This is a genomic window from Amycolatopsis cynarae (assembly GCF_026802195.1).
Taxonomy (GTDB): domain Bacteria; phylum Actinomycetota; class Actinomycetes; order Mycobacteriales; family Pseudonocardiaceae; genus Amycolatopsis_E; species Amycolatopsis_E rhizosphaerae.
The window spans coordinates 2,244,153-2,265,511 of sequence record NZ_CP113836.1 but is presented as its reverse complement, the minus strand read 5'-3'; the positions used below and the strand labels follow the sequence as shown (position 1 = coordinate 2,265,511).

Annotated in this window: 18 protein-coding genes; 12 read left to right on the top strand and 6 right to left on the bottom strand. The window is 70.5% G+C overall.

Annotated elements, in window-relative coordinates; genetic code table 11:
• Positions 1 to 20 precede the first annotated feature (20 nt).
• From ORV05_RS10695 to ORV05_RS10680, 4 genes are all read left to right on the top strand, one after another.
• On the top strand, positions 21 to 1,046 hold the full coding sequence (locus ORV05_RS10695) for a LacI family DNA-binding transcriptional regulator (protein WP_407652782.1): 1,026 nt from the start codon (positions 21 to 23) through the stop codon (positions 1,044 to 1,046).
• A complete protein-coding gene (locus tag ORV05_RS10690) occupies positions 1,046 to 3,340 on the top strand; it encodes a beta-xylosidase/alpha-l-arabinosidase (RefSeq protein WP_407652741.1) in 2,295 nt (764 codons plus the stop codon). The genes ORV05_RS10695 and ORV05_RS10690 overlap by 1 nt, the downstream gene beginning before the upstream one ends.
• A gap of 199 nt (positions 3,341 to 3,539) precedes the next feature.
• Positions 3,540 to 4,142, top strand: a complete 603-nt coding sequence (locus tag ORV05_RS10685; RefSeq protein ID WP_268758297.1) for a YbaB/EbfC family nucleoid-associated protein — start codon at positions 3,540 to 3,542, stop codon at positions 4,140 to 4,142.
• A gap of 74 nt (positions 4,143 to 4,216) precedes the next feature.
• Positions 4,217 to 5,692 carry a flavin-containing monooxygenase gene (locus ORV05_RS10680; RefSeq protein WP_268758296.1) on the top strand — a complete coding sequence of 492 codons (1,476 nt, stop codon included), beginning with the start codon at positions 4,217 to 4,219 and terminating at the stop codon, positions 5,690 to 5,692.
• Here ORV05_RS10680 and ORV05_RS10675 read toward each other — a convergent pair.
• The 4 genes from ORV05_RS10675 to ORV05_RS10660 all read right to left on the bottom strand — a co-directional run bounded on the left by ORV05_RS10675 (position 5,685) and on the right by ORV05_RS10660 (position 7,952).
• The gene (locus tag ORV05_RS10675) at positions 5,685 to 6,137 is read right to left on the bottom strand and encodes a DUF6542 domain-containing protein (RefSeq protein WP_268758295.1); all 453 of its coding nucleotides are present in this window, start codon (positions 6,135 to 6,137) and stop codon (positions 5,685 to 5,687) included. The genes ORV05_RS10680 and ORV05_RS10675 overlap by 8 nt on opposite strands.
• Positions 6,138 to 6,262: 125 nt before the next feature.
• The gene (locus tag ORV05_RS10670) at positions 6,263 to 6,634 is read right to left on the bottom strand and encodes a hypothetical protein (RefSeq protein ID WP_268758294.1); all 372 of its coding nucleotides are present in this window, start codon (positions 6,632 to 6,634) and stop codon (positions 6,263 to 6,265) included.
• A 96-nt stretch (positions 6,635 to 6,730) separates the two neighbouring features.
• Positions 6,731 to 7,255, bottom strand: a complete 525-nt coding sequence (locus ORV05_RS10665) for a DUF421 domain-containing protein (protein WP_268758293.1) — start codon at positions 7,253 to 7,255, stop codon at positions 6,731 to 6,733.
• 241 nt (positions 7,256 to 7,496) lie between these two features.
• Complete coding sequence (locus ORV05_RS10660; protein WP_268758292.1) at positions 7,497 to 7,952, bottom strand: YbhB/YbcL family Raf kinase inhibitor-like protein; 456 nt, start codon at positions 7,950 to 7,952, stop codon at positions 7,497 to 7,499.
• Between the two features lie 265 nt (positions 7,953 to 8,217).
• Between ORV05_RS10660 and fadD8 the strand changes: the two genes are divergently transcribed.
• Together fadD8 and ORV05_RS10650 are read left to right on the top strand one after the other, a co-directional pair.
• Complete coding sequence (gene fadD8, locus ORV05_RS10655; protein ID WP_268758291.1) at positions 8,218 to 9,795, top strand: fatty-acid--CoA ligase FadD8; 1,578 nt, start codon at positions 8,218 to 8,220, stop codon at positions 9,793 to 9,795.
• A 124-nt stretch (positions 9,796 to 9,919) separates the two neighbouring features.
• Positions 9,920 to 10,888 carry a sporulation protein gene (locus tag ORV05_RS10650; RefSeq protein WP_268758290.1) on the top strand — a complete coding sequence of 323 codons (969 nt, stop codon included), beginning with the start codon at positions 9,920 to 9,922 and terminating at the stop codon, positions 10,886 to 10,888.
• Between the two features lie 59 nt (positions 10,889 to 10,947).
• Here the strand turns inward: ORV05_RS10650 and ORV05_RS10645 are convergent, their stop codons facing one another.
• Positions 10,948 to 11,376, bottom strand: a complete 429-nt coding sequence (locus ORV05_RS10645) for a MarR family winged helix-turn-helix transcriptional regulator (protein ID WP_268758289.1) — start codon at positions 11,374 to 11,376, stop codon at positions 10,948 to 10,950.
• 49 nt (positions 11,377 to 11,425) lie between these two features.
• Between ORV05_RS10645 and ORV05_RS10640 the strand changes: the two genes are divergently transcribed.
• Positions 11,426 to 11,821 (top strand): MarR family winged helix-turn-helix transcriptional regulator, encoded by a 396-nt coding sequence (locus ORV05_RS10640; RefSeq protein ID WP_268758288.1) that lies wholly within the window; start codon positions 11,426 to 11,428, stop codon positions 11,819 to 11,821.
• A 61-nt stretch (positions 11,822 to 11,882) separates the two neighbouring features.
• Here the strand turns inward: ORV05_RS10640 and ORV05_RS10635 are convergent, their stop codons facing one another.
• The gene (locus ORV05_RS10635; protein ID WP_268758287.1) at positions 11,883 to 14,861 is read right to left on the bottom strand and encodes a glycoside hydrolase family 3 protein; all 2,979 of its coding nucleotides are present in this window, start codon (positions 14,859 to 14,861) and stop codon (positions 11,883 to 11,885) included.
• A gap of 307 nt (positions 14,862 to 15,168) precedes the next feature.
• Between ORV05_RS10635 and ORV05_RS10630 the strand changes: the two genes are divergently transcribed.
• Genes ORV05_RS10630 through ORV05_RS10610 form a run of 5 tightly spaced genes read left to right on the top strand, consistent with a single transcriptional unit; the run spans position 15,169 to position 21,213 of the window.
• Positions 15,169 to 16,173, top strand: coding sequence for a LacI family DNA-binding transcriptional regulator (locus ORV05_RS10630; protein ID WP_268759755.1), 1,005 nt, complete (start codon positions 15,169 to 15,171; stop codon positions 16,171 to 16,173).
• 37 nt (positions 16,174 to 16,210) lie between these two features.
• Positions 16,211 to 17,431 (top strand): ABC transporter substrate-binding protein, encoded by a 1,221-nt coding sequence (locus ORV05_RS10625; RefSeq protein ID WP_268758286.1) that lies wholly within the window; start codon positions 16,211 to 16,213, stop codon positions 17,429 to 17,431.
• Positions 17,428 to 18,369: a carbohydrate ABC transporter permease gene (locus ORV05_RS10620; protein ID WP_268758285.1), complete on the top strand. Its 942-nt coding sequence runs from the start codon at positions 17,428 to 17,430 to the stop codon at positions 18,367 to 18,369. The genes ORV05_RS10625 and ORV05_RS10620 overlap by 4 nt, the downstream gene beginning before the upstream one ends.
• Before the next feature lie 16 nt (positions 18,370 to 18,385).
• Entirely contained in the window at positions 18,386 to 19,195 is an 810-nt protein-coding gene (locus ORV05_RS10615; protein ID WP_268758284.1) for a carbohydrate ABC transporter permease, read from the top strand.
• Positions 19,196 to 19,212: 17 nt separating this feature from the next.
• On the top strand, positions 19,213 to 21,213 hold the full coding sequence (locus ORV05_RS10610) for a glycoside hydrolase family 31 protein (RefSeq protein ID WP_268758283.1): 2,001 nt from the start codon (positions 19,213 to 19,215) through the stop codon (positions 21,211 to 21,213).
• Positions 21,214 to 21,359: the final 146 nt, after the last annotated feature.

Here is a 21,359-nt window from a genome sequence, read left to right as displayed (position 1 = left end):
GAAAGCGAGCGACACTGGCGATGGTGGCCGACGCCGCTGGGGTGTCCCTCGCGACCGTGTCGAAGGTGCTCAACGGCCGGTCCGACGTCGCCGCGGACACCCGCGTGCGGGTGGAGAACGTCCTTCGCGAATTCGGCTACGTACCGCAGAACGGCCGTCGTACCGTCGCCTCCCGGCGCCTGGTGGACATCGTCTTCGACGACCTGGTCAGCCCGTACGCGCTGGAGGTGCTGCGCGGCGTGACGGACGCGGGCACCGAACTCGGCGTGGACGTGGTCATCGGCCGGATGCCCGAGGCGGGCGCCGAACCGTCCGGCCCGCTTTCCCCCGAGGACGCCTGGGCCCAGCGGATCAAGAGCGGTGACCGGGAAGGGCTCATCGTCGTCACCTCGGAACTGACCCTGGCCCAGGTCGAAAGCTTCACGCGCGCCGGGCTTCCGCTGGTGGTCATCGACCCGCTCAACCTGCCGCGCGTCGAGGTCACCAGCGTCGGGGCGACGAACTTCTCGGGCGGGATCACCGCGACCGAACACCTCCTGGGACTGGGCCACCGCCGTGTCGCCTTCGCGGGAGGCCCGGTGGGGGCCTCGTGCAGCCAAGCCCGCCTGCACGGCTACCGTGCGGCGCTGGAGAACGCCGGTGCCACCGCCGATCCCGCTCTCGTCCTCCACGGCGGCTTCGGCTACCAGGACGGCCTCGAAATGGGAAACCGCTTGCTGGCACGGGAAAACCGGCCGACCGCGATCTTCGCGGCGAGCGATGCCACCGCGCTGGGCGTGCTGGAGGCGGCGCGGCGGCGCGGGCTGCGCGTGCCCGAGGACCTGAGCGTGGTCGGCTTCGACGACACGATGCTCGCCCGGCTCGCCACTCCCGCGCTGACCGTGATCCGCCAGCCGCTGCACGACATGGGCCGGGTCGCCCTGCGCACGCTGCTCAAACTGATCGCCGGGGAAACCCTGGACTCCCACCACGTCGAGCTCGCCACCCACCTGGTCGTGCGCGACTCGACCGGCCCCGTACCCGAACACTCCCGACAAGGAGCATGATGAGCCGCTGGCATGACCCGTCCCTGTCCGCGGGCGAGCGCGCGCAGGCGCTGCTGGCCGAGATGACCCTCGAAGAGAAGATCGCGCAACTGGGCAGCGCGTGGCCGGGCAACGACGACGTCAGCGGGAACGTGGCCCCGATGCAGGACGTGTTCGCCCGGGGCGCGGTGCCCTTCGAGCAGGCCCGTGCACACGGGATCGGCCATCTGACCAGGGTTTTCGGCACCGCTCCCGTCACCGCGGCCGAAGGGGTGGCACGGGTTCGCGAACTCCAGCGGGAAATCGTCGAAGAGACCAGGCTCGGCGTGCCCGCGATCGTGCACGAGGAATGCCTCACCGGGTTCACCACCCTCGGCGCCACCGTCTACCCGGCCGCGCTGGCCTGGGCGGCGACCTTCGATCCCGATCTGGTGGAGCGGATGGCGACCGCGATCGCCGAGGACATGCGCGCGGTCGGCGTGCACCAGGGGCTTTCGCCGGTCCTGGACGTGGTTCGCGACTACCGGTGGGGCCGGGTCGAGGAGACGCTGGGCGAGGACCCTTACCTGGTCTCGATGCTGGGCACCGCCTACGTGCGCGGGTTGGAGAAGACCGGTGTCATCGCCACGCTCAAGCACTTCGCCGGGTACTCCGCCTCGCGGGCTGCGCGCAACCACGCGCCGGTTTCGATCGGCCCGCGCGAGTTGCGCGACGTCGTCCTGCCGCCGTTCGAACTGGCCGTGCGGGACGGCGGCGCGCGCTCGGTGATGAACGCCTACGTCGACCTCGACGGGGTTCCCGCCGCCGCGAACACCCCGCTGCTGACCGGAATCCTGCGGGAGGAATGGGGCTTCGACGGGGTCGTGGTCTCCGACTACTGGGCGATCGCGTTCCTCAAGAGCATGCACCGGGTGGCCGACGGTGTGGGCGAAGCCGGGGCGCTGGCACTGGCCGCGGGCATCGACGTCGAACTGCCGGACACCCTCTGCTATGGCAAGGAACTCGCCGAACTCGTGCGCGGCGGCGAGCTGCCCGAAGAGCTGGTCGACCGGGCGGCCCTGCGCCTGCTGCGGCAGAAGGCCGAGCTGGGACTGCTGGACGCCGGCTGGGCGCCCTCCGCCGAGCCGATCGATCTCGACTCACCCCGCAATCGCGCCCTCGCCGGGGAGATCGCGGAGAAGTCGGTCGTCCTGCTGGCCAACGACGGCACGCTTCCCCTGTCCACCCCCAGGATCGCGGTGGTCGGGCCCTGCGCCGACGACCCGCTCGCGTTCATGGGGTGCTACTCCTACCCGAACCACGTCCTGCCCCGTCACCCCGGGTTCGGCATCGGCGTGGCGGCACCGTCGCTTGTGGACTCGCTTCGCGAGGAGTTCCCGGCGGCCCTGCTCTCCGTCCACAAGGGATGCTCCATCCGGGACGAGGACCGCTCGGGATTCGCCGAGGCGGTCGCCGCGGCCGAAGCGGCCGACGTCTGCGTCGCCGTGGTGGGCGACCGGGCGGGCCTGTTCGGCCTGGGCACCTCCGGTGAAGGCTGCGACGCCGAGGACCTGGGCCTGCCCGGTGTGCAGGACGAACTGCTCGAAGCGCTGCTCGCCTCGGCCACCCCGGTCGTGATCGTCGTCGTCTCGGGCAGGCCCTACGCGCTGGGCCGTCACGCCGCCCGGGCCGCCGCTCTCGTGCAGGCCTTCATGCCGGGCGAGGAGGGCGGTGCCGCGCTGGCGGGCGTGCTGTCCGGACGGATCGCGCCCTCGGGCCGCCTGCCGGTGCAGATCCCGCGCGTGGCCGGGGTCGCGCCGAGCACCTACCTCACCCCGCCGCTGGGCCGCAACAGCGAGGGCATCAGCAACCTCGACCCGACACCGTTGTTCCCGTTCGGGCACGGTCTGTCCTACACGACCTTCGAGTACTCCGGGCTCGAACTGAGCGCGGACGAAATCCCCACCGACGGGCAATTGTCCGTTTCGGTCACCGTGCGCAACACGGGCGAGCGCGCCGCCGAGGAGACCGTGCAGCTCTACCTGCACGACGTCCAGGCGCAGGTGACCCGGCCGGTGCTGGAGCTGGCCGGGTTCGCGCGGGTGCCGCTGGCGGCGGGAGCCGCCGCCCGCGTCAGGTTCACCCTGCACGCCGACCGCACCAGCTTCACCGGCCTGGACCTGCGCCGCATCGTGGAACCCGGCCGGATCGAGGTGTTCGTCGGGCGTTCGGCCGCCGACCTGCCGTGCACCGCCGGTTTCCGGCTGACCGGCCCCGTCCGCACCGTGGGGCACGACCGGGTCATGACCACCCCGGCCGACATCGCCCCAGCCTGATCCCCGGGCTCGCTCAAACTCCTTGGGCGTTGGCCGTGAAGGGTCCCTAACGGCTCGCCCCAGCCCCTCACGGCACAGGGCGGTTGGGCTGTTCAGGGTAATTCCGGTCGAGTCGGCCCGGAAAGGGGAAAGCGCTGGTTGGCTGTCGGTGTCCGAGCGCGAAGAGACAGGGCGAAGGCAGACTGCGAAGGCGGTGGACATGAGCGGCCCGGTGGGGTCCGGCGGTGACGCGGCGGCGGGTGTGGATCGCTGGGTGGCGGAGGCGAAGGCCAAGGCGCAGCGGTACCAGGCGATGCAGGCGGCGGTGGCCGGGGTGTCGGTGACGGAGTCGTCGAAGGACGGCGTGGTCACGGTGACGGTGGATTCGGCGGGAAACCTGTCGGATCTGCGGATCACGGACCGGGTGCGGGAGCTTTCGGGTGCCCAGGTGGCCTCGCTGGTGCTGACGACGGTGCGGCGCGCGCAGGCGCGGCTGCCGGAGCGGCTGGGCGAGGTGATGGCCGAGACGATCGGTGACGACACCAGGACCAGGGACACCATCGTCGGCAACTACCGGGCGAAGTTCCCGGAGCCGGAACCGGACCCGGAGGAGGCGGCGGCCCCGCCTACGAGCCAGGTACGGGAAAAGCGGCTGGGCGAGCTGCCCGAAGAAGAGCCCGCACCGCCCCCGCCCGCCCGTCCGGCTCCCCCGCCTCCCCCGGCACCTCCCGCCCGTCCGGCACCGAAGCGTCCCGCCCCCTCCAACGACGACGACGACGGGGACGACGGGATGGAGGACCGGTCGTTCCTGGTCCGCGGCTGACGTAGCATCGGGGGACCTTTGCTGGGCATCATTCGGAGCAAAGGTCCCCCGCTTCAGGACGGCAAGGAGCATCGATGCGGAGTGAAAGCACCCACGTCGACGTGTTGATCATCGGTGCCGGCCTGTCCGGTATCGGTGCCGCCCACCACCTCCAGAAGGCCTTCCCCCGCCGCAGCTACGCGATCCTCGAAGCCCGTGACGCGATCGGCGGAACCTGGGACCTGTTCCGTTATCCCGGGGTCCGCTCCGATTCGGACATGCACACGCTCGGTTACCGGTTCCGCCCGTGGACCAGGGCCAAGGCCATCGCGGACGGTCCGTCGATCCTGCGCTACGTGCGCGACACGGCCGCCGAGGCCGGGATCGACCGGAACATCCGTTTCGGGCACCGGGCGGTCGGTGCGTCCTGGTCGAGCGAACGGGCCCGCTGGACCGTCGACACCGTCCACAAGGGAACACCGGTCCGGTTCACCGCCCGGTTCCTGTACGTGTGCACCGGCTACTACCACTACGACGCCGGTCATCTCCCCGATTTCCCCGGCATCGAGCGGTTCCGGGGGCGGGTGGTCCACCCGCAGCACTGGCCGGAGGACCTCGACTACGCGGGTAAGAAGGTCATCGTGATCGGCAGCGGCGCCACCGCGGTGACCCTTGTCCCGGCGATGACCGACCGGGCCGCGCACGTCACGATGCTGCAGCGCTCACCCACCTACATCCTGTCGCTGCCCGCCGAGGACCGCATCGCCACCGCGCTGCGGCGCCTGCTCGGGGCCCGCGCGGCCTACCCCATCGCGCGCTGGAAGAACGTCGTCGCGACCACCCTGCTCTACCAGCTCAGCCGGCGGCGGCCGGAACTGGTGAAATCGTTGATCCGCAAGGCCACCGTGCGGCAACTGCCCGCGGGCTACGACGTGGACACCCATTTCAAGCCGCGCTACCAGCCCTGGGACCAGCGCCTGTGCCTGGTGCCGGACGGGGACCTGTTCGCCGCACTCAGCCGGGGCGACGCCTCGGTGGTGACCGGGCGCATCGCCGAGTTCACCGAGACCGGGATCCGCCTGCAATCGGGGGAAGAACTCGAAGGCGATCTCGTGGTCACGGCCACCGGGCTGCGGCTGCTGGCCTTCGGCGGGATCACCCTCACCGTCGACGGCCGCGAGGTCAAGCTGCCGGAAACGATGGCCTACAAGGGAATGATGCTCAGCGGGGTGCCCAACTTCGCCTTCACCATCGGCTACACCAACGCGTCGTGGACGCTGAAGGCCGATCTGGTCAGCGAGTACGTCGTCCGGCTGCTGCGGCACCTCGGCGCACACGGCTACGACACCTGCATCCCGGTGAACGACGATCCCACCGTCACCGAGCGGCCCCTGCTCGACTTCGACGCCGGTTACGTGCTGCGCTCGGTGGACGAATTCCCGCGTGCCGGTTCCCGGGCACCGTGGCGGCTCGGCATGAGCTACGCGCACGACCTGGTGAATCTGCGGCACCGCCGGATCGACGACGGCAACCTGCGGTTCTCCCGCCTGCCGGACCGCGCGCTCAGCTAGAACCGGCGGCGGTGCTGCTCTCGGCGCGGTTGTGGCGCCGGGCGACCAGCAGCCGGGCGGTCCCGATCAGCAGCACCGCGACGGTGGTGCCGGCCATGACCGGGAAGCGGGGCACCACCGGTGTGGCGACCGCGAAAATGAGCGACGACAGCCCCGGCGCAGGCCTGTTCTCCAGGTAGACCGCGAGGGTGGCGGCCGCGAGCATCACCAGCGGAGGCGTGGCCATCACGACGAACAGGCCGCGCCGGCGCACGAAACCGGCCGCGGCGACGCTGCCCAGCCCGTACGCCGCGGTGAACGGGATGTCGAGCCCGTGTGAGACGCGCAGGTCGTACAGCCCGCCCACGACCGAGGCGGCCAGAGCGAGCAGGAGCGCGACCGGCCAGGGAAGACCCCACGGCCGGGGAGCCCGGCTCGTCGTGTCTTCACCGGTTTCCTGCCCCATGTCGCACTCCCCCTGTCCGGCGCCGCGGTCACGTCCGCGATCATGTCTTCCGAGGGCCGCATCGTACCGAGCCCCCGGGCGGGCCGGGAGAAAGCCGGAGCCAACGGGACCCTCGCGCCGCCTGATCAGGGGGCGGGCGCGTGGCGGCGGATCGAACCCGGCCGCGGGCGGCCGCGGCGGCGGACTCCACCCCAGGCCAACCCGGTCAGCAGCAAAGCCACCCCGATGACCACCGCCAGTCCGCTGGCCGCGGCCACCAGCGGGTTCGCCGCGCTTCCCGCCAGAAGCGCCACTACCAGGCCCGCCACCAGGGCGAGCGGGGCCAGCGCCAGCGCGAGCACCCGGCCGCGCGGAAGACCAGCCGGACGGGTGAACGGCCGTTCCGCCACCGGCCGCGCGGGTTCGGGGAACAGGGCGCACAATGCCGCCAGGGTGGCATCGGCCGACAGAACATGGTCCAACGCAGCGAGATCCCGCCGCTCCTTCGACGAAAGCATGAGCACTCCAGCCTGAGCACCGGACTCCGGTCCGTCCCCGCGTACCCGGCGCCGCGGGCACCTAACCCCGGCAGGACAAGGAAAACCGCGCCTCGCTCAATCTCCTGCCCGGTGGATGACCGGGGCCGAGGCGAGCAGCTCGCCAGTATGGTCTTCCCTCCGCACCACGGAGAATCCCCCTTGCGACTCGTAGAGCACGAACCGGACGTCTGCCAGCGTGTAGACCTGTTTCTGCCGCAAAGCACCATGCAGGTCGTCCTCGGTCAGCCCGCAGGCCCGCAGTTCGTGCCGATCCACCACACCGTCGCGGACCAGCACGCGCACGGGATGGTCCATCAGCCGGGCCGGTGCGGCGAAGAGCCTCAGCCTGGTGAGCACGACGTGGACCAGCAGGAGCGTCACCAGTGCCGCGAAACCCAGCACGAAGGAAGTGCTGGTCGCGGTGGCCGTACGGCCGATGATGGCGCCGAGGGCGACCGCCACGACGAAGTCGAAGATGCGCAGCTCGGCCAGGGCGCGCCGCGGCGCGAGCCGGAGCCCGACCAGCGCGGTCAGCGCCAGTAGCAGCGTCTTGGCACACACCGCGCCGACCGCGGTCCAGTTTCCGTACAGCCACGACATTCGCGCTCGCCTCCCACCCGCTCCGCGGTTCTCGCCGCGCGAGTACCCGGGCCCCTCCCGGCGAACCGTGCTCCAACGCGGCCGTGAGGGTCCCCTCACAGCAGCCTTCGGCAGACGCTCCTCGGCTGAGGAGCGCTTGCCCTCAAGGCGACTTTGAGAGCCTTTATGCCCGTCAAGGCGACCTTCAGGGCACACAACCCCGCACGAACATTGGGACTCGGCCGGCGGTGCCGGGCGGTGGTCACCGGCCGAAACGGCCGACGAGGGTGCCGGTGCCGAGTACGTGCCCGGCCAGCGCGGCGCGGACCTGCCCGCCCGTGGCGTCTTCACCCAGCCCCAGTGGGCGGTCCACCGCGTGGAGGCGGAAGAAGTACCGGTGCGGCTCGTCGCCCGCGGGAGGCCACGGCCCGCCCCAACCGTGCTCGCCGAAGTCGTTGCGGCCCTCGAGCGCCCCGGGGATCGAACCGTCCTCTTCGACACCCGAGGTCTCCGTTGGGATGCCGGTGACCACCCAGTGCGTGAACGTGCCGCCCGGCGCGTCCGGGTCCTCGCACACCAGGACCAGTTCGGCGGCGCCGCCGGGAACGGCAAGCCATTCCAGTGCCGGGGAATGGTTGCCGCGGCCGTGGGAATGCCGCTCGGGGATGAGCGTGCCGTCGCTGAAGGCGCTGCTGCGCAATTCGAGCCCTCCCGGCATGGTTTTCCCTCCCGCCTTTCGTGGTTTCCGGGCACCGAGGGTGGCGTACCCGTGACGACGCCACCTACCCGCGGGGGCCGGGAAACCGTGTTGACCGAAACGAACCGCGCGGTGACGATACGCGGCTGTCGTTTGCCCAGGGCGGCTGAAGCCGCACCGATCCAACCAAGCACTTGCTTGAATCGGCGCGGGGGTGCAGAGTTCTTCCACGGCCGCACCGGCCCGCACCGGCCCGACGACGCCCGATGATCCGGAAGGACCGCCGATGAACCAGCAGGCCCTGCGCACCCCGACCCACCTCGGTCATCTGACGATCTCCGCACTGAAGCGGCACCGTGACCGGCCGGTGATGGTGCTGGGTGAGACCACCCTGACCGGTGGCGAAACCGCCGAGAAGATCAGCCAGTACGTCCAGGCGTTCGAGGGGCTCGGGCTGTCCACCGGCTCCCCGGTGGCGCTGCTCTCGCTCAACCGCCCCGAGGTGCTGCTCATCATCGGCGCGGGCCAGATCCAGGGGTCCCGGCGCACCTCGCTGCACCCGCTGGGCTCACTCGACGACCACGCCTACATCCTCGACGACGCGGGCATCACCACGCTGATCATCGACCCGGTGCCCGCCTTCGTGGAGCGCGCCGCGGGCCTGCTCGAGAAGGTGCCCGGGCTGACCAAGGTGCTCACGATCGGGCCGGTGCCGGAGGCGCTGGCCCACGTCGGCACGGACCTCGTCGCGGCGGCGGCCGCCTACGAACCCCAGCCGCTGAAGGCCGCGGACCTGGCGCCCGACGACATCGTGTCGATCACCTACACCGGCGGCACCACGGGCAAGCCGAAGGGCGTCATCGGGACCGCGCGGTCGATGTCGGCGATGACCCAGATCCAACTGGCCGAGTGGGAGTGGCCGGAGGCGCCGAAGTTCCTGGTCTGCACCCCGCTCTCGCACGCGGGTGCGGCGTTCTTCGCCCCGACCCTGATAAAGGGCGGCTCGCTGGTGGTGCTGCCCAAGTTCGATCCGGCCGAGGTGCTGCGCACCATCGAGGAGCAGCGGATCACGGCCACCATGCTGGTCCCCACCATGCTCTACGCACTGCTCGACCACCCCGACTCGCACACCCGGGACCTTTCCTCGCTGCAGACGGTCTACTACGGCGCTTCCTCGATCAACCCGGTACGGCTGAAGGAGGCGATCGAGCGGTTCGGCCCGATCTTCGCGCAGTTCTTCGGGCAGACCGAGGCCCCGATGGCGATCAGCTACCTGGGTAAGGGCGATCACGACGAGAAGCGGTTGTCCTCCTGCGGCCGCCCCTCGGCGTTCCTGCGCACCGCGCTGCTCGGCCCGGACGGCGAGCCGGTCCCGCACGGCGAACCGGGCGAGGTGTGCGTGTCCGGGCCGCTGCTGGCGGGAGGCTACTGGAACCTGCCCGAGGCCACCGACGAGACGTTCCGCGACGGGTGGCTGCACACCGGCGACGTGGCCAAGGAGGACGAGGACGGGTTCTGGTTCATCGTCGACCGTGTGAAGGACATGATCGTCAGCGGCGGGTTCAACGTCTTCCCGCGGGAGGTGGAGGACGTCGTCGCCGAGCACCCGGCGGTCGCCCAGGTCAGCGTGATCGGGGTGCCCGACGAGAAGTGGGGGGAGGCGGTGACCGCGATCGTCGTACTCCGCGAGGACGCCGCGCGGGACGAAGAAGCGATCGGACGGCTGACTGCGGAGATCACCGCGTCCGTCAAGGAGCGCAAGGGACCGGTGCACGTCCCCAAGCGCGTCGTCGTCGCGGACTCGTTGCCGGTGACGGCCTTGGGCAAGCCCGACAAGAAGGCGCTGCGAGCGCAGTACACCTGACGGCCGATTTCGGGGTTTTGGGCGATTTGCCGGAACTCCAGCCATGCCGGGCGCGTTGCAGGGACGAGGATGACGATCTTGACGACGTCGCCGAGCCCGATGAGCAAGAGGAGCGCAGGCCCGCATGGTGTTCAAGAGGATGCTGCAAGCGGTGGGAATCGGTGGTCCCTCGGTGGACACGGTGCTGTCCACCCCGCAGTGCCGCCCCGGCGAGGTGCTGACCGGTGAAGTGCGCCTGGCCGGGGGTGAGACCGAGGCGGAGATCGAGCACCTGGCCCTATCCCTGGTCGCGCACGTCGCGCGGGGGCAGGGCGCGGGTGCTCCGGTGGAGTTCCACCGGGCCGTGGTGGCAGGGCGCTTCCGGCTGGCGGCCAAGGAAAACCGGGTGATCCCGTTCGAGCTGGGGATACCGTGGGAGGCCCCGGTCACCGACCTGTTCGGGCAGCCGCTGCACGGTCTGTCGCTCGGCCTGCGCACGGAACTGGCGGTGGCCAAGGCGGTGGACAAGGGCGACGCCGACCCGGTGCGCCTCCTGCCCACGCCGGGGCAGGAGGCCGTGCTCGACGCCTTCGGCAGGCTGGGTTTCCACTTCAAGTCCGCCGAGCTGGAGGCCGGGCGGTTGCCCGGCGTCCGCCAGACGCTGCCGTTCTTCCAGGAGATCGAGTTCTACCCGCCGCCGGCCTACGCCGGTCGCGTCGGCGAGGTCGGGCTGGCGTTCGCGACCAGTCCCGACGGGCTCGTGGTGATCCTGGAGGCCGACCGGCGCAGCGGCCTGTTCCGGCCGGGCGGAGAGGCGCTCGGCCGGATCGGCGTGAGCCACCAGGAGGCGCTGGAGACCGACTGGGCGGCGGCCATCGGCGAATGGCTGGACCAACTCGCCCACCACGCCCCGGCGCACGGGCCCGCCGGTCATCCGGAGAGGTTCGGCGGCGCTCCCGGCTACGGCCCCGGATACGGGCCTGGACACGGGGAGCGGCGCGGGCCGGGCATTGGCGGGGTCGTCGCCGGTGCGGCCGCGGGCGCGATCGGCGGCATGATCCTCGGCGAGATGATCGAGGACGCCTTCGACGGCGGCGACGAAGAGTCCTTCTGATCCCCCGGCGTCCCCCAGGCGAGTCACCGCAGGTCCGGCCTCGCCGGGGCGCGCGGCCGCTAGGGGGATTCCGACGCGTCGAGGGCTTCCACGAACGCGGTCAGCAACCGCGCGAAGGTCGTCCGGTCGGCGGCGGGCCAGTCCGCCATGGCGGCGGCGAACGCCTGCCGCCGCGCGGCGTGCCCTGCGTCCAGTTGCCGTCGCCCGGCGGCCGTGAGGCGAAGCACGCTGCGCCGCCCGTCGTGCTGGTCCGCCTGGCGGGCCAGCAGTCCCTCCTCGACCGCACGCGCGACCAGCCGGCTGGCGCGCGGCTGGTCGACCCCCACCGCCGCGGCGATTTCGGTGACCGAGGACGGCCCGCTGGCCTCGACGGCGTCCAGCACGGCGAAGACCGCCGGGTCACCCGGCATTTGGCGGGCGAGCGCACGCCTGCTCTGACGGCGCCGGATGGCCACCATCGCCCGCTCGATCCGCTCGACCGCGTCCATGCATGCTACCGTACATTCACATGTACAAGTACATGCAACTGGAGGGACCGTGAAACCACTGGGGTACTGGCTCAAGCGGATCGACGGGCAGCTCGAAGCCGCCATCGACCACCTGCTCGCCGAGGAGGCGGTGAGCCGCAGGCAATGGCAGATCCTCAACACGCTCGCCACCGGCCCGCGAAGCCTCCAAGAGATCGACGAGGCGCTAGCGCCGTTCCGCGACAGCGACTCGCCCACCTTCCAGCCCGCCGTGGCGGAACTCGTGTCCCGGGGCTGGGTTCAAAGCGGGTACGCACTGACCGGGCAAGGCCGGCTCGCCCACCAGCAGATTGCCGCGAAGGTCCACACCTTCCGCGAAAAGACCATCGAAGGGTTGTCCGAAAAGGACTACGCCACCCTGGTCGGCCTCCTGGAACGGGTGTCGGCGAACGTCGCGGCGCTGTGAGCGGCGCGTGGCGGCGGGAAGACGTCCGGCCGCCGCGAAATCGCGACGGCCGGACGCCCGGTCAGCGGGTGAACCGGAACGAGGCCAGGTTCACCGCCCCGTCGAACACCAGGTACACGGTGTGCCTGCCCGCCGCCTTCGCCAGTGGCGCGGTCACCGTCGTGTAGCGGTAGCGGTCCCCCGTACCCGGCACGGTCGCCGTGCCCAGCACCGGGCCGGTGACCGGATCGTCCAGCCGGACGGTCAGGTGCGCGTCCCCACTGTCCGCTTTGGACGCCGACGCGGTGAACCCGGTGGCGTCGGCGTCCAGCCGCACGTCCGCGTAGGACAGCCAGCTGCCCGGGCCCGTGGCCACGGAGGTGCCGCTCGCCTTGCTCTCGTCGGTGAGCGTCACCGCCTGGTAGTCGTCGAAGTTCTCCGCCCGGGTCGGCCGGGTCAGGTCGCGGGGCGGAATCCGTTCACCGGCCACCTCGAGCGGGGCCGTCAGCGCGAGCTCGCCCGCCGAATGCCCGATCATCAGGTCGTAGGTCCCGGTCTCGACCACCGGACGGCTCCGGGTGACGTCCCAGAAGGCCAAGTCGGCCGCTCGCACGGTGAACGACACCGTCCTGGTCTGTCCCGGTTCCAGGCTCACCCGCTGGAAGCCGCGCAGCTGTTCGACCGGCTGCCGGGCCCGCGACTCCCGCTCGCGCGAGTAGAGCTGCACGACGTCGTCCCCGGCGCGGGCCCCGGTGTTGGTGACGTCGACGGTGACCCGTACCTGACCGTCCGCGTTCACCGCCGCCCGGTCCAGCCGCAGGTTCGTGTAGCGGAACGACGTGTAGCTCAGCCCGAAGCCGAACGGATACAGCGGCGTGCCGCGGTAGTACTGGTAGGTCATGCCGGTCCTGGCGATGTCGTAGTCGAGGATGCTCGGCAGCGCGGCGTCCGAGGCGTACCAGGTCTGGGTGAGGCGCCCGCTCGGGTTGACGTCGCCGAAGAGCACGTCGGCCAGCGCGTGCCCGGTCTCCTGCCCGGCATGGGTGGTCCAGATGATGCCCGGCACCCCGGTGCTCTCCCAGCCCGAGGTCGGATAGCTGTTCTCCGCCACGACGACGGTGTGCGGGTTGGCCTGGCGCACGGCCTTGATCAGCGCCTGCTGCGCGTCGGCGAGCTGCGTGCTCGTGCGGTCGTTGTCCTCCCGGCCGTTGATGAACGGCATGCTGCCCACCACGACCACCGCGGTATCGGCCGACTTCGCCGCCGCGACCGCGCTGTCCACCCCGCCGACCAGCACCTCGCGGGAGAACTTCGTCGCCGCCTCGGGGGTGGCCGCCCCGAGGGTCACCGTGCCGTCGGCTCCGGCCACGGCGTACTTGTCCGGCCCGAACCAGGGCTGGCCGACCTCGTTGCCCGCGTATTCGAGCACGTAGCTGCCGTCGGGTTGCGGGTCGAGCCGGAGCTGCTGCTGCACGAACCAGCCGTTGGGCTGCGCGGCGTTGTTGACCAGCCTTCCGCCCGAGTAGGACAGGTACTTGCCGTTGGCGACCGTCCTCAGGGTCAGCTTCCCGGCGCCCCAGTCGAACACGTCGAACGCCTGCCCGGCCCCGGCCGCGGTGCCGGTCGCGGTGAGCGCGCCGCCCTCGGAGGCGGCGGGGGCGGTGAGGTACCGGCCGGTCGCGAGGTCCTTGAGCGCGATGCGGTCCACCCCCTCGGTCGAGCTGACCGTGCCGTGCGAACCGAGCCGCTGCCGGATGCCCTGCACCGGGGTGATGCCATAGGGCAGTGACCCGCTGTACCAGTCCGTGTAGAGCGTGTCGGACAGCGGACCGACCACGGCGATCTTCCCGGTCCTGGCCGCGTCGAGCGGGAGCACGCCGTCGTTGCGCAGCAGCACCATCTGCTCGTCGGCGGCCTTGCGCGCGAGCGCCTGGTGCGCCGGGGAGTCGATCACGTCGGGCCCGATCGAGGCGTACGGGTCGGCCCCGGGCGGGTCGAACTCGCCGAGCCGGAACCGGAGGGACAGGATGTGCCGGTCGGCCTTCTCCACGTCGCCGAGGTTGAGCAGGCCCTGGGCGAGCGCGTCCTTGACGGCGGTGGTGATGATCGACGGGTTGTTGTCGTTGTCGGTGAAGCTGTCCAGCCCCGCCTTGAGCGCGGCGGCCACCGCCTCGGGCTTGGTCGCGTAGTACTGCTCCGAGCCGACCAGGTTGGACGGCGCCCCGGCGTCGCTGACGATCATCAGGTCCTTGCTCGCCCAGGACCGCACGGTGCTGTCCAGCTCGGGGCTGACGGTGTTCGGCCTGCCGTCGACCAGGTTGTACGAGGGCATCACGCCGGTCGCGGCGTTGGCGGCGAGCGCCGGTTCGAAGGCCTTCTGGTCGTAGTCGTGCAGTATCCTCGGCGGCACCGAGGAGTTGCTGGTGTCGCGGTGGACCTCGTTGTTGTAGGCCAGGTAGTGCTTGAGCGTGGGTGCGGCCTGCAGGTACCGCGGGTCGTCACCCTCGATCCCCTGCCCGTAGGCGGTGGAGATCTGCCCGGTCAGATAGGGATCCTCGGAGTAGCCCTCCTCGTTGCGGCCCCAGCGCGGGTCACGCAGCAGGTTGACCACCGGGGCCCACAGGTTGAGGTCCCAGACCGTCGGGTCCTTCGCGTGGTAGGCACGCGCCTCCTGACCGACGGCGTCCCCGACCTGCCTCACCAGCGCGGGATCCCAGGTGCTGCCCAGGCCGATCGCCTGCGGGAACACGGTTCCCTGCGCGGTGACCACGCTGCCGTTGTGGAAGTAGTCGGTGGACCAGGCGACGCCGTGCAGCGCCTCGGTGCCGGTCTTGAAGAACGCGATGCCCAGCCGGGGGATGGCGGGCTGGTACTGGTGCAGCAGTGAGACCTTCTCGTCCAGGGTCAGCCGGGAGAGCAGGTCGTCGATCCGCTGGGCGAGCGGGAGGGCGGGATCGCGGAAGGGGTACTCCTCGGCGGGTGCGGGGAGCGGCGCGGCGCACAGGACCGCCACGAGTGACAGCACGAGAGCACGCAGGTACCGGATACGGGATTTCCTCATCGAAGTCCACTCCAGTCGAATCGATTCGACGTATCACCCGGCGAACGGGCCGGGTAAGTCGGTGGGTGCGGGGACGGACTATTCCAGGCCGGTAACAAAGTCGTCAAGGCCCTGGTAGACCGCCGAAAGCCGCGACCTGGGCGTTCGACGAATTCGACGATCGAGGCCCGGAAAGCGAATTCCCGACCCTTCGTTTCCGGCCTTGTCTTCGGTTGTTTCGTCGTCTACCGTTCGTCGACAATCGATACGCTTCGACAGCGAGGAGGCCGTTCACGATGACGTGGCCGCATCCCGGGACGAGGCCGCCGTGGTGACGATCATCGACGTAGCCCGCGCGGCCGGAGTCTCCCCCAGCACGGTTTCGTACGTGTTGTCCGGAAAGCGCTCCATTTCGGCGGAAACGCGGCGCCAGGTCGAGCAGAGCATCCGCAGGCTCGGCTACCACCCGAACGCCGGCGCCCGCGCGCTGGCCAGCAGCAAGACCAACGTCCTCGCACTGGTCATCCCGCTGCGCACCGACCTCAACGTGCCGGTGGTGATGGAGTTCGTCGCGGCGGTCACCACCGAGGCACGCCGGCACGACCACGACGTGCTCCTGGTGACCAAGGACGAGGGGCCCGGCGGCCTCAAGCGCGTCGCGGGCTCCGCGATCGCCGACGCACTGATCGTGATGGACGTCGAATCGGCCGACCCCCGGGTGCCGATGCTGCTCGCCCTGGACCGGCCCGCCGTGCTGATCGGCGTGCCCGGCCACGCCACCGGCCTGAGCTGCGTCGACCTCGACTTCGCCGCGGCGGGCGCGGCCGCCGTGCGGCACCTGGCGGACCAGGGCCACCGCTCCGTCGGACTGGTCGGCCCCTCCCCCGCGGTCTACGAACGCGGCACGAGCTTCGCCGACCGGTTCCGGCGTGGGTTCACCGAGACGGCCGACGCGCACGGAGTGCGCCACTGGGCACGCCCGTGCGGGCATTCCTACGAAGCCGCCCAGGCCTGCCTGGCCGAGTTGTTCGAGGCCGATCCCGGGCTCACCGGGCTGGTCGTGCAGAACGAGGCGGTGCTCGGGCCGGTGCTGTCCGACCTGCGGCATCGCGGCAAGCGCGTGCCGGAAGACGTCTCGGTCGTGGCGATCTGCCCGGATTCCATGGCCGAAAACCACGCCCTGCCGCTGACCACCGTCAGCATCCCGACGGACGAAATCGGCGCACTGGCCGTCGAAATGACCATCCGGCAACTGGCCGGAGAAACCACCCCCGAAACCCGGTTGCTCTCACCACGGCTGACCCCGAGGGCGAGCACCGCGGCGGCACGCTGACCCTCCCCCCCGAACCCGCCGAAACACAAGGAGAATCATGCCCACAGCGAAGTGGTGTGTCCCCGTCCTGCTCTCGGCCGCGCTCTTCGCGGCCGCGTGCACCCCCGGCCCGTCCAACTCGGCCTCGGGCGGCTCGGCCACCTCCATCACCGAGCTCGACTACTACACCGACGCCGAGGGCTCGGCCGCCTGGCAGAAGAACCTGGACGACTGCGCCCAGCAGACCGGCGTCAAGATCGAGCGGCAGTCCGTGCCCACCGACCAGTTGCTGCCCAAGGTGCTGCAGGCGGCCGGTTCGCACACCCTGCCGAACCTGCTGATGACCGACAACCCGACCATCCAGCAGGTGGCGGCGACCGGTGCGCTCACCCCGCTCACCGACTACGGCATCTCCACCGACGGCTACTACGACAGCATCCTCAAGGCGGGTACGTACCAGGGGAAGGTCTACGGCCTCGCCCCCGGGGTGAACGGGCTCGCCCTGTTCTACAACAAGGACGCCCTCGCCGCCGCCGGAGTCCAGCCGCCGTCCACATGGGACGAGCTGAAGGCCGCGGCCGCGAAGCTCACCAAAGACGGCAAGTACGGCCTGGCGTTCTCCGCCATCCCGTCCGAGGAGGGCACCTGGCAGTTCCTGCCCTTCTTCTGGAGCAACGGCGGCGACCTGTCGCATGTGGACTCGCCGCAGGGCGTGGCGGCGCTGCAGTACGTGACCGACCTCCTCGGCAGCGGCTCGGCCTCGAAGTCGGTGCTGAACTGGAAGCAGGACGACGTCACCAACCAGTTCGTCTCGGGCAACGCGGCGATGATGGTCAACGGGTCCTGGAACCTGAACAAGCTGGACGCCGAGAAGTCGCTGCACTACGGCATCGTGCCCATCCCGGTCCCGCAGGCGGGCGGCAAGCCGTCCGTGGCGCTGGGCGGTGAGGTCGCCGCCGTCCCGGTGACCAACTCCGCCGCCCAGCAGGCCGCGGGCAAGGTGCTGTCCTGCCTGCTGTCCGAGCAGAACATGCTGACCTGGGACACCGCGCACTCCCTGGTGCCGGCCAAGACGGCCGTCGCCACAAGGTACGGGCAGCAGTACCCGGAGATGCAGCCGTTCATCGACGAAGTGGCGACGGCGAAGTCCCGCACCGCCGACCTCGGCGAGAAGTACCAGCCGCTGTCCACCGCGCTCGGCGCGGCCATCCAGTCGGCGCTGACCGGGAGCCAGACCCCGGCGCAGGCGTTGCAGCAGGCGGCGAAGGCCGGGGCATGACGCTCACCGCGACCAGCGGGACCGTGGCGAACGCCCGGTCCCGCACCCGCCGCCGCTCCGGCCAGGGCTGGGCGGCGGCGGGCTTCCTGCTGCCCGTCCTGGTCTACCTGGTGGTGTTCTTCGGCTACCCGCTGCTGAACAACCTGTCGATGAGCTTCCGCGACTTCACCGTGAAGTCCTTCTACACCGGGGAAGCGCCGTTCACCGGCTTCGGCAACTACTCGGCCGTGCTGCACAATCCGCTGTTCGGCACGGCCGTGCTGAACACGCTGCTGTTCACGATCGGCTCGATCTTCTTCCAGTTCACCATCGGGCTCGCGCTCGCGGTGTTCTTCAACGGCCGGTTCCCGGGAAGCGGCACCCTGCGGGCGTTGCTGCTGCTGCCGTGGCTACTGCCACTGGTGGTCAGTGGCGCGGTATGGCGCTGGATGTTCGACCAGGACCACGGGATCCTCAACGCCGCGCTCCGGGCGCTGCATCTGGCCCCGGTGCCGTGGCTGACCAGCACCGGCTGGGCGCTGCCCGCGGTGATCCTCACCAACATCTGGATCGGGGTGCCGTTCAACCTGGTGATCCTGCACGGCGGGCTGCGCGCGATCCCGGCCGTGCTCTACGAAGCCGCCGAACTCGACGGCGCCACCGCCTGGCAGCGGTTCCGGTACCTCACCTGGCCGATGCTGCGGCCGGTCACCGGCGTGGTCCTGATGCTCGGATTGGTCTACACCATTAAGGTGTTCGACGTGATCATGGTGGTCACCGGCGGCGGGCCGGCCAACGCCACGCAGACGCTGACCACCTGGTCCTACAGCCTGTCGTTCAACAGCTTCGCGTTCGGGCAGGGCGCCGCGGTGGGCAACATCCTGATCCTGGTGGCCACCGTGTTCGGCCTGATCTACCTCCGCTCGGCCAGGGCCGGCCTGTCGGAGACCGCGTCATGACCGCCGGAGGAGTCGCATGAGGACCTACGGACGCACCGCGGCGGGCGTGGTGATCGTGCTCGTGCTGCTCTTCCCGCTGTACTGGATGGTGAACGCCTCGTTCCAGCCGAGTGGAGCACTGCTCAGCCCGGAACCGGCATTGCTGCCCTTCGGCGGCACGACGGCCGGTTACCGGGAGGCGCTCGCCAACCAGGGCCCGCATCTGGTGTCGAGCCTGATCGTCGCGCTCGGCACGGTGCTCGTCTCACTGGCGGTGGCGATGCCCGCCGCGTACGCACTGGCCCAGCTGAGGATGCGGGGCGGCCCGGCGGTGATCTTCCTGCTGCTGATCGTGCAGATGATCCCCGGGATCGTGATGGCGAACTCGCTGTACACCGTGTTTTCCAACCTGGGCCTGATCGACAGCTACCTCGGGCTCGTGCTGGCCGATTCCACGGCCACGATCCCGTTCGCGATCCTGGTGCTGCGCGCGTTCCTGATCTCGATCCCGAAGGAGCTTTCCGAAGCGGCGCGGGTGGACGGCGCGGGCTACTGGCGGACCTTCGTCTCCGTCATCGTCCCGGTGAGCCGCAACGCGATGGTGACCGCCGGGCTGTTCTCGTTCCTGTTCGCCTGGGCGGACTTCCTGTTCGCGGTCACCCTGACCACCGGAGGGGTCTTCCAGCCGGTCACCGTCGGGATCTACCGCTTCGTCGGCAACAACTCGATCAACTGGAACAGCATCATGGCCACCGCCGTGCTCGCCTCCGTTCCCGCCGCGATCCTGCTCGTGATCGCCCAGCGCTACGTCGTCGCCGGCCTGACCGCCGGTGCGGTGAAAGACTGAAAAGACAAGGAGTCGGTGTGATCACCATTCGTGAGGACGGCCGCGTGCTCGAGGTCCGGGTGCAGCACGAGGTGCTGCGTGTGGAGCCCTGGGGCCCGGACAGCCTGCGCGTGCGCGCCGGGCAGCACACCATCCTCGACGACGTGCCCGGCGCGCTCGTACCGCCGAAACCGGTGGCGGTCACGGTCACCGCCGAGGACCGGACCGGCACGATCGTCAACGGCGCGCTCACCGCGATCGTGGAGATCGCGCCGTCCGACACCGGTGACAGCGCCCTGGTGCGTTTCGTCCGCAGCGGCACCGGGGAAGAGCTGCTCGCCGAGCAGCGCGCGCACTTCTGGTGGCCGGGCGCACGTCTGTACACTTCGGACGGTAACGGCTACGCGCGGCTGGAGCAGCGCTTCGCCGCCCATCCCGGGGAGCGGATCTACGGTCTCGGCCAGCACACGCACGGCAGGCTCGACCAGAAGGGCATGGTGCTGGACCTCGTGCAGCGCAACGCCGAGGTCTCCATCCCGTTCCTGCTGTCGAACCGGGGCTACGGGTTCCTGTGGAACATGCCATCCGTGGGACGGGTGGAACTGGCCGAGAACGGCACCCGGTGGGTCGCCGACAGCGCCCGCCAGCTCGACTACTGGGTGACCACCGCTTCCGAACCGTCCGGGATTCTGGCGAACTACGCCGACGCCACGGGACACACGCCGATGCTGCCGGAGTGGGCCGCCGGGTTCTGGCAGTCGAAACTGCGGTACCGCACGCAGGAGGAACTGCTGGCGGTCGCCCGCGAGCACAAGCGCCGCGGGCTGCCGATATCGGTGATCGTCACGGATTTCTTCCACTGGACGCATCTGGGCGACTGGCGGTTCGATCCGGCGGACTGGCCCGATCCGGAGGCGATGATCCGCGAGCTGGACGAACTGGGCATTCGGCTGATGGTGTCGATCTGGCCGTCGGTAAGCCCGCTTTCGGAAAACTACGAGACCATGCTCGACGACGGCCTGCTCATCGCCACCGAGCAGGGCATGCCGTTCCACGCACCCTGGAAGGACAAGGGATTCGGCACGCGGCTGCCGGTCGCCTTCTACGACCCGACGAATCCCGCCGCCCGGAAGTTCGTCTGGGACAAGGTGAAGCGGAACTACTACGACAAGGGCGTGCGGGTCTGGTGGCTCGACGCGTCCGAGCCGGAGATCCAGCCGGGACATCCGCAGAACCTGCGTTTCCACACCGGGGCCGGGGCCGAGGTCGCCAACCTCTACCCGAGGGAGCACGCCCGCGCCTTCCACGAGGGCATCCGCGCCGAGGGCGACGACGAGGTCGTGCTGCTGTGCCGGTCGGCGTGGGCGGGCAGCCAGCGCTACGGCGCGGCACTGTGGTCCGGTGACATCGCGGCGACCTGGGATTCGCTGCGCGCCCAGGTGCGGGCCGGGCTCAACGTCGCGGTGTCCGGGATTCCCTGGTGGACCACCGACATCGGCGGTTTCCACGGGGGCGACCCGGATTCGCCCGCCTACCGCGAGCTGATGGTGCGCTGGTTCCAGTACGGGGTGTTCTGCCCGCTGTTCCGGCTGCACGGGCACCGGGATCCGCGCACGGAGTTCGGGCCGGACATGGAAGGCGGGCCGAACGAGGTCTGGTCCTACGGGGAGGAGGCGCTGGGACTGATCGAGGAAAGCCTGCGGCTGCGCGAGCGGCTGCGACCGTACCTGCTGGCGCAGATGCGGGTGGCGCACGAGCAGGGCATCCCGCCGATGCGCCCGCTGTTCCTCGGTTTCCCCGGCGACGAGCGCGCCTGGGAGACCGACGACGAGTTCCTGCTCGGCCCGGACCTGCTGGTCGCCCCCGTGCTCTCCCCCGGTTCGATGAGCCGCACCGTGTATCTGCCGCACGGCACGGACTGGACCGACGCGTGGACCGGCGACACCCACCACGGTGGACAGGCCATCACGGCCGACACACCGCCGAACCGGATTCCCGCCTACGTGCGGGCAGGCGCCCCGCACCCCTTCGGCTTCTGACCGGCACCCTCCCACCCTCGGTCTGGACGTGGGCGGTGCCGTGAAGGGTCCCGACCAGACTTTGCCGGGCCCCTGGTCGTATTTGCTGTGAAGGGACCCTTCACGGCACGCCCACGCCCCGCCACGTTCCGGCGGCTGGGCGTGGG

Excerpts from the sequence above, each read along its gene's own strand:
- ORV05_RS10695 (WP_407652782.1), top strand. The coding sequence starts at position 21 with ATGGTGGCCGACGCCGCTGGGGTGTCCCTCGCGACCGTGTCGAAGGTG.
- ORV05_RS10690 (WP_407652741.1), top strand. The coding sequence starts at position 1,046 with ATGAGCCGCTGGCATGACCCGTCCCTGTCCGCGGGCGAGCGCGCGCAG.
- ORV05_RS10685 (WP_268758297.1), top strand. The coding sequence starts at position 3,540 with ATGAGCGGCCCGGTGGGGTCCGGCGGTGACGCGGCGGCGGGTGTGGAT.
- ORV05_RS10680 (WP_268758296.1), top strand. The coding sequence starts at position 4,217 with ATGCGGAGTGAAAGCACCCACGTCGACGTGTTGATCATCGGTGCCGGC.
- ORV05_RS10675 (WP_268758295.1), bottom strand. The coding sequence starts at position 6,137 with ATGGGGCAGGAAACCGGTGAAGACACGACGAGCCGGGCTCCCCGGCCG.
- ORV05_RS10670 (WP_268758294.1), bottom strand. The coding sequence starts at position 6,634 with ATGCTTTCGTCGAAGGAGCGGCGGGATCTCGCTGCGTTGGACCATGTT.
- ORV05_RS10665 (WP_268758293.1), bottom strand. The coding sequence starts at position 7,255 with ATGTCGTGGCTGTACGGAAACTGGACCGCGGTCGGCGCGGTGTGTGCC.
- ORV05_RS10660 (WP_268758292.1), bottom strand. The coding sequence starts at position 7,952 with ATGCCGGGAGGGCTCGAATTGCGCAGCAGCGCCTTCAGCGACGGCACG.
- fadD8 (WP_268758291.1), top strand. The coding sequence starts at position 8,218 with ATGAACCAGCAGGCCCTGCGCACCCCGACCCACCTCGGTCATCTGACG.
- ORV05_RS10650 (WP_268758290.1), top strand. The coding sequence starts at position 9,920 with ATGGTGTTCAAGAGGATGCTGCAAGCGGTGGGAATCGGTGGTCCCTCG.
- ORV05_RS10645 (WP_268758289.1), bottom strand. The coding sequence starts at position 11,376 with ATGGACGCGGTCGAGCGGATCGAGCGGGCGATGGTGGCCATCCGGCGC.
- ORV05_RS10635 (WP_268758287.1), bottom strand. The coding sequence starts at position 14,861 with ATGAGGAAATCCCGTATCCGGTACCTGCGTGCTCTCGTGCTGTCACTC.
- ORV05_RS10625 (WP_268758286.1), top strand. The coding sequence starts at position 16,211 with ATGCCCACAGCGAAGTGGTGTGTCCCCGTCCTGCTCTCGGCCGCGCTC.
- ORV05_RS10620 (WP_268758285.1), top strand. The coding sequence starts at position 17,428 with ATGACGCTCACCGCGACCAGCGGGACCGTGGCGAACGCCCGGTCCCGC.
- ORV05_RS10615 (WP_268758284.1), top strand. The coding sequence starts at position 18,386 with ATGAGGACCTACGGACGCACCGCGGCGGGCGTGGTGATCGTGCTCGTG.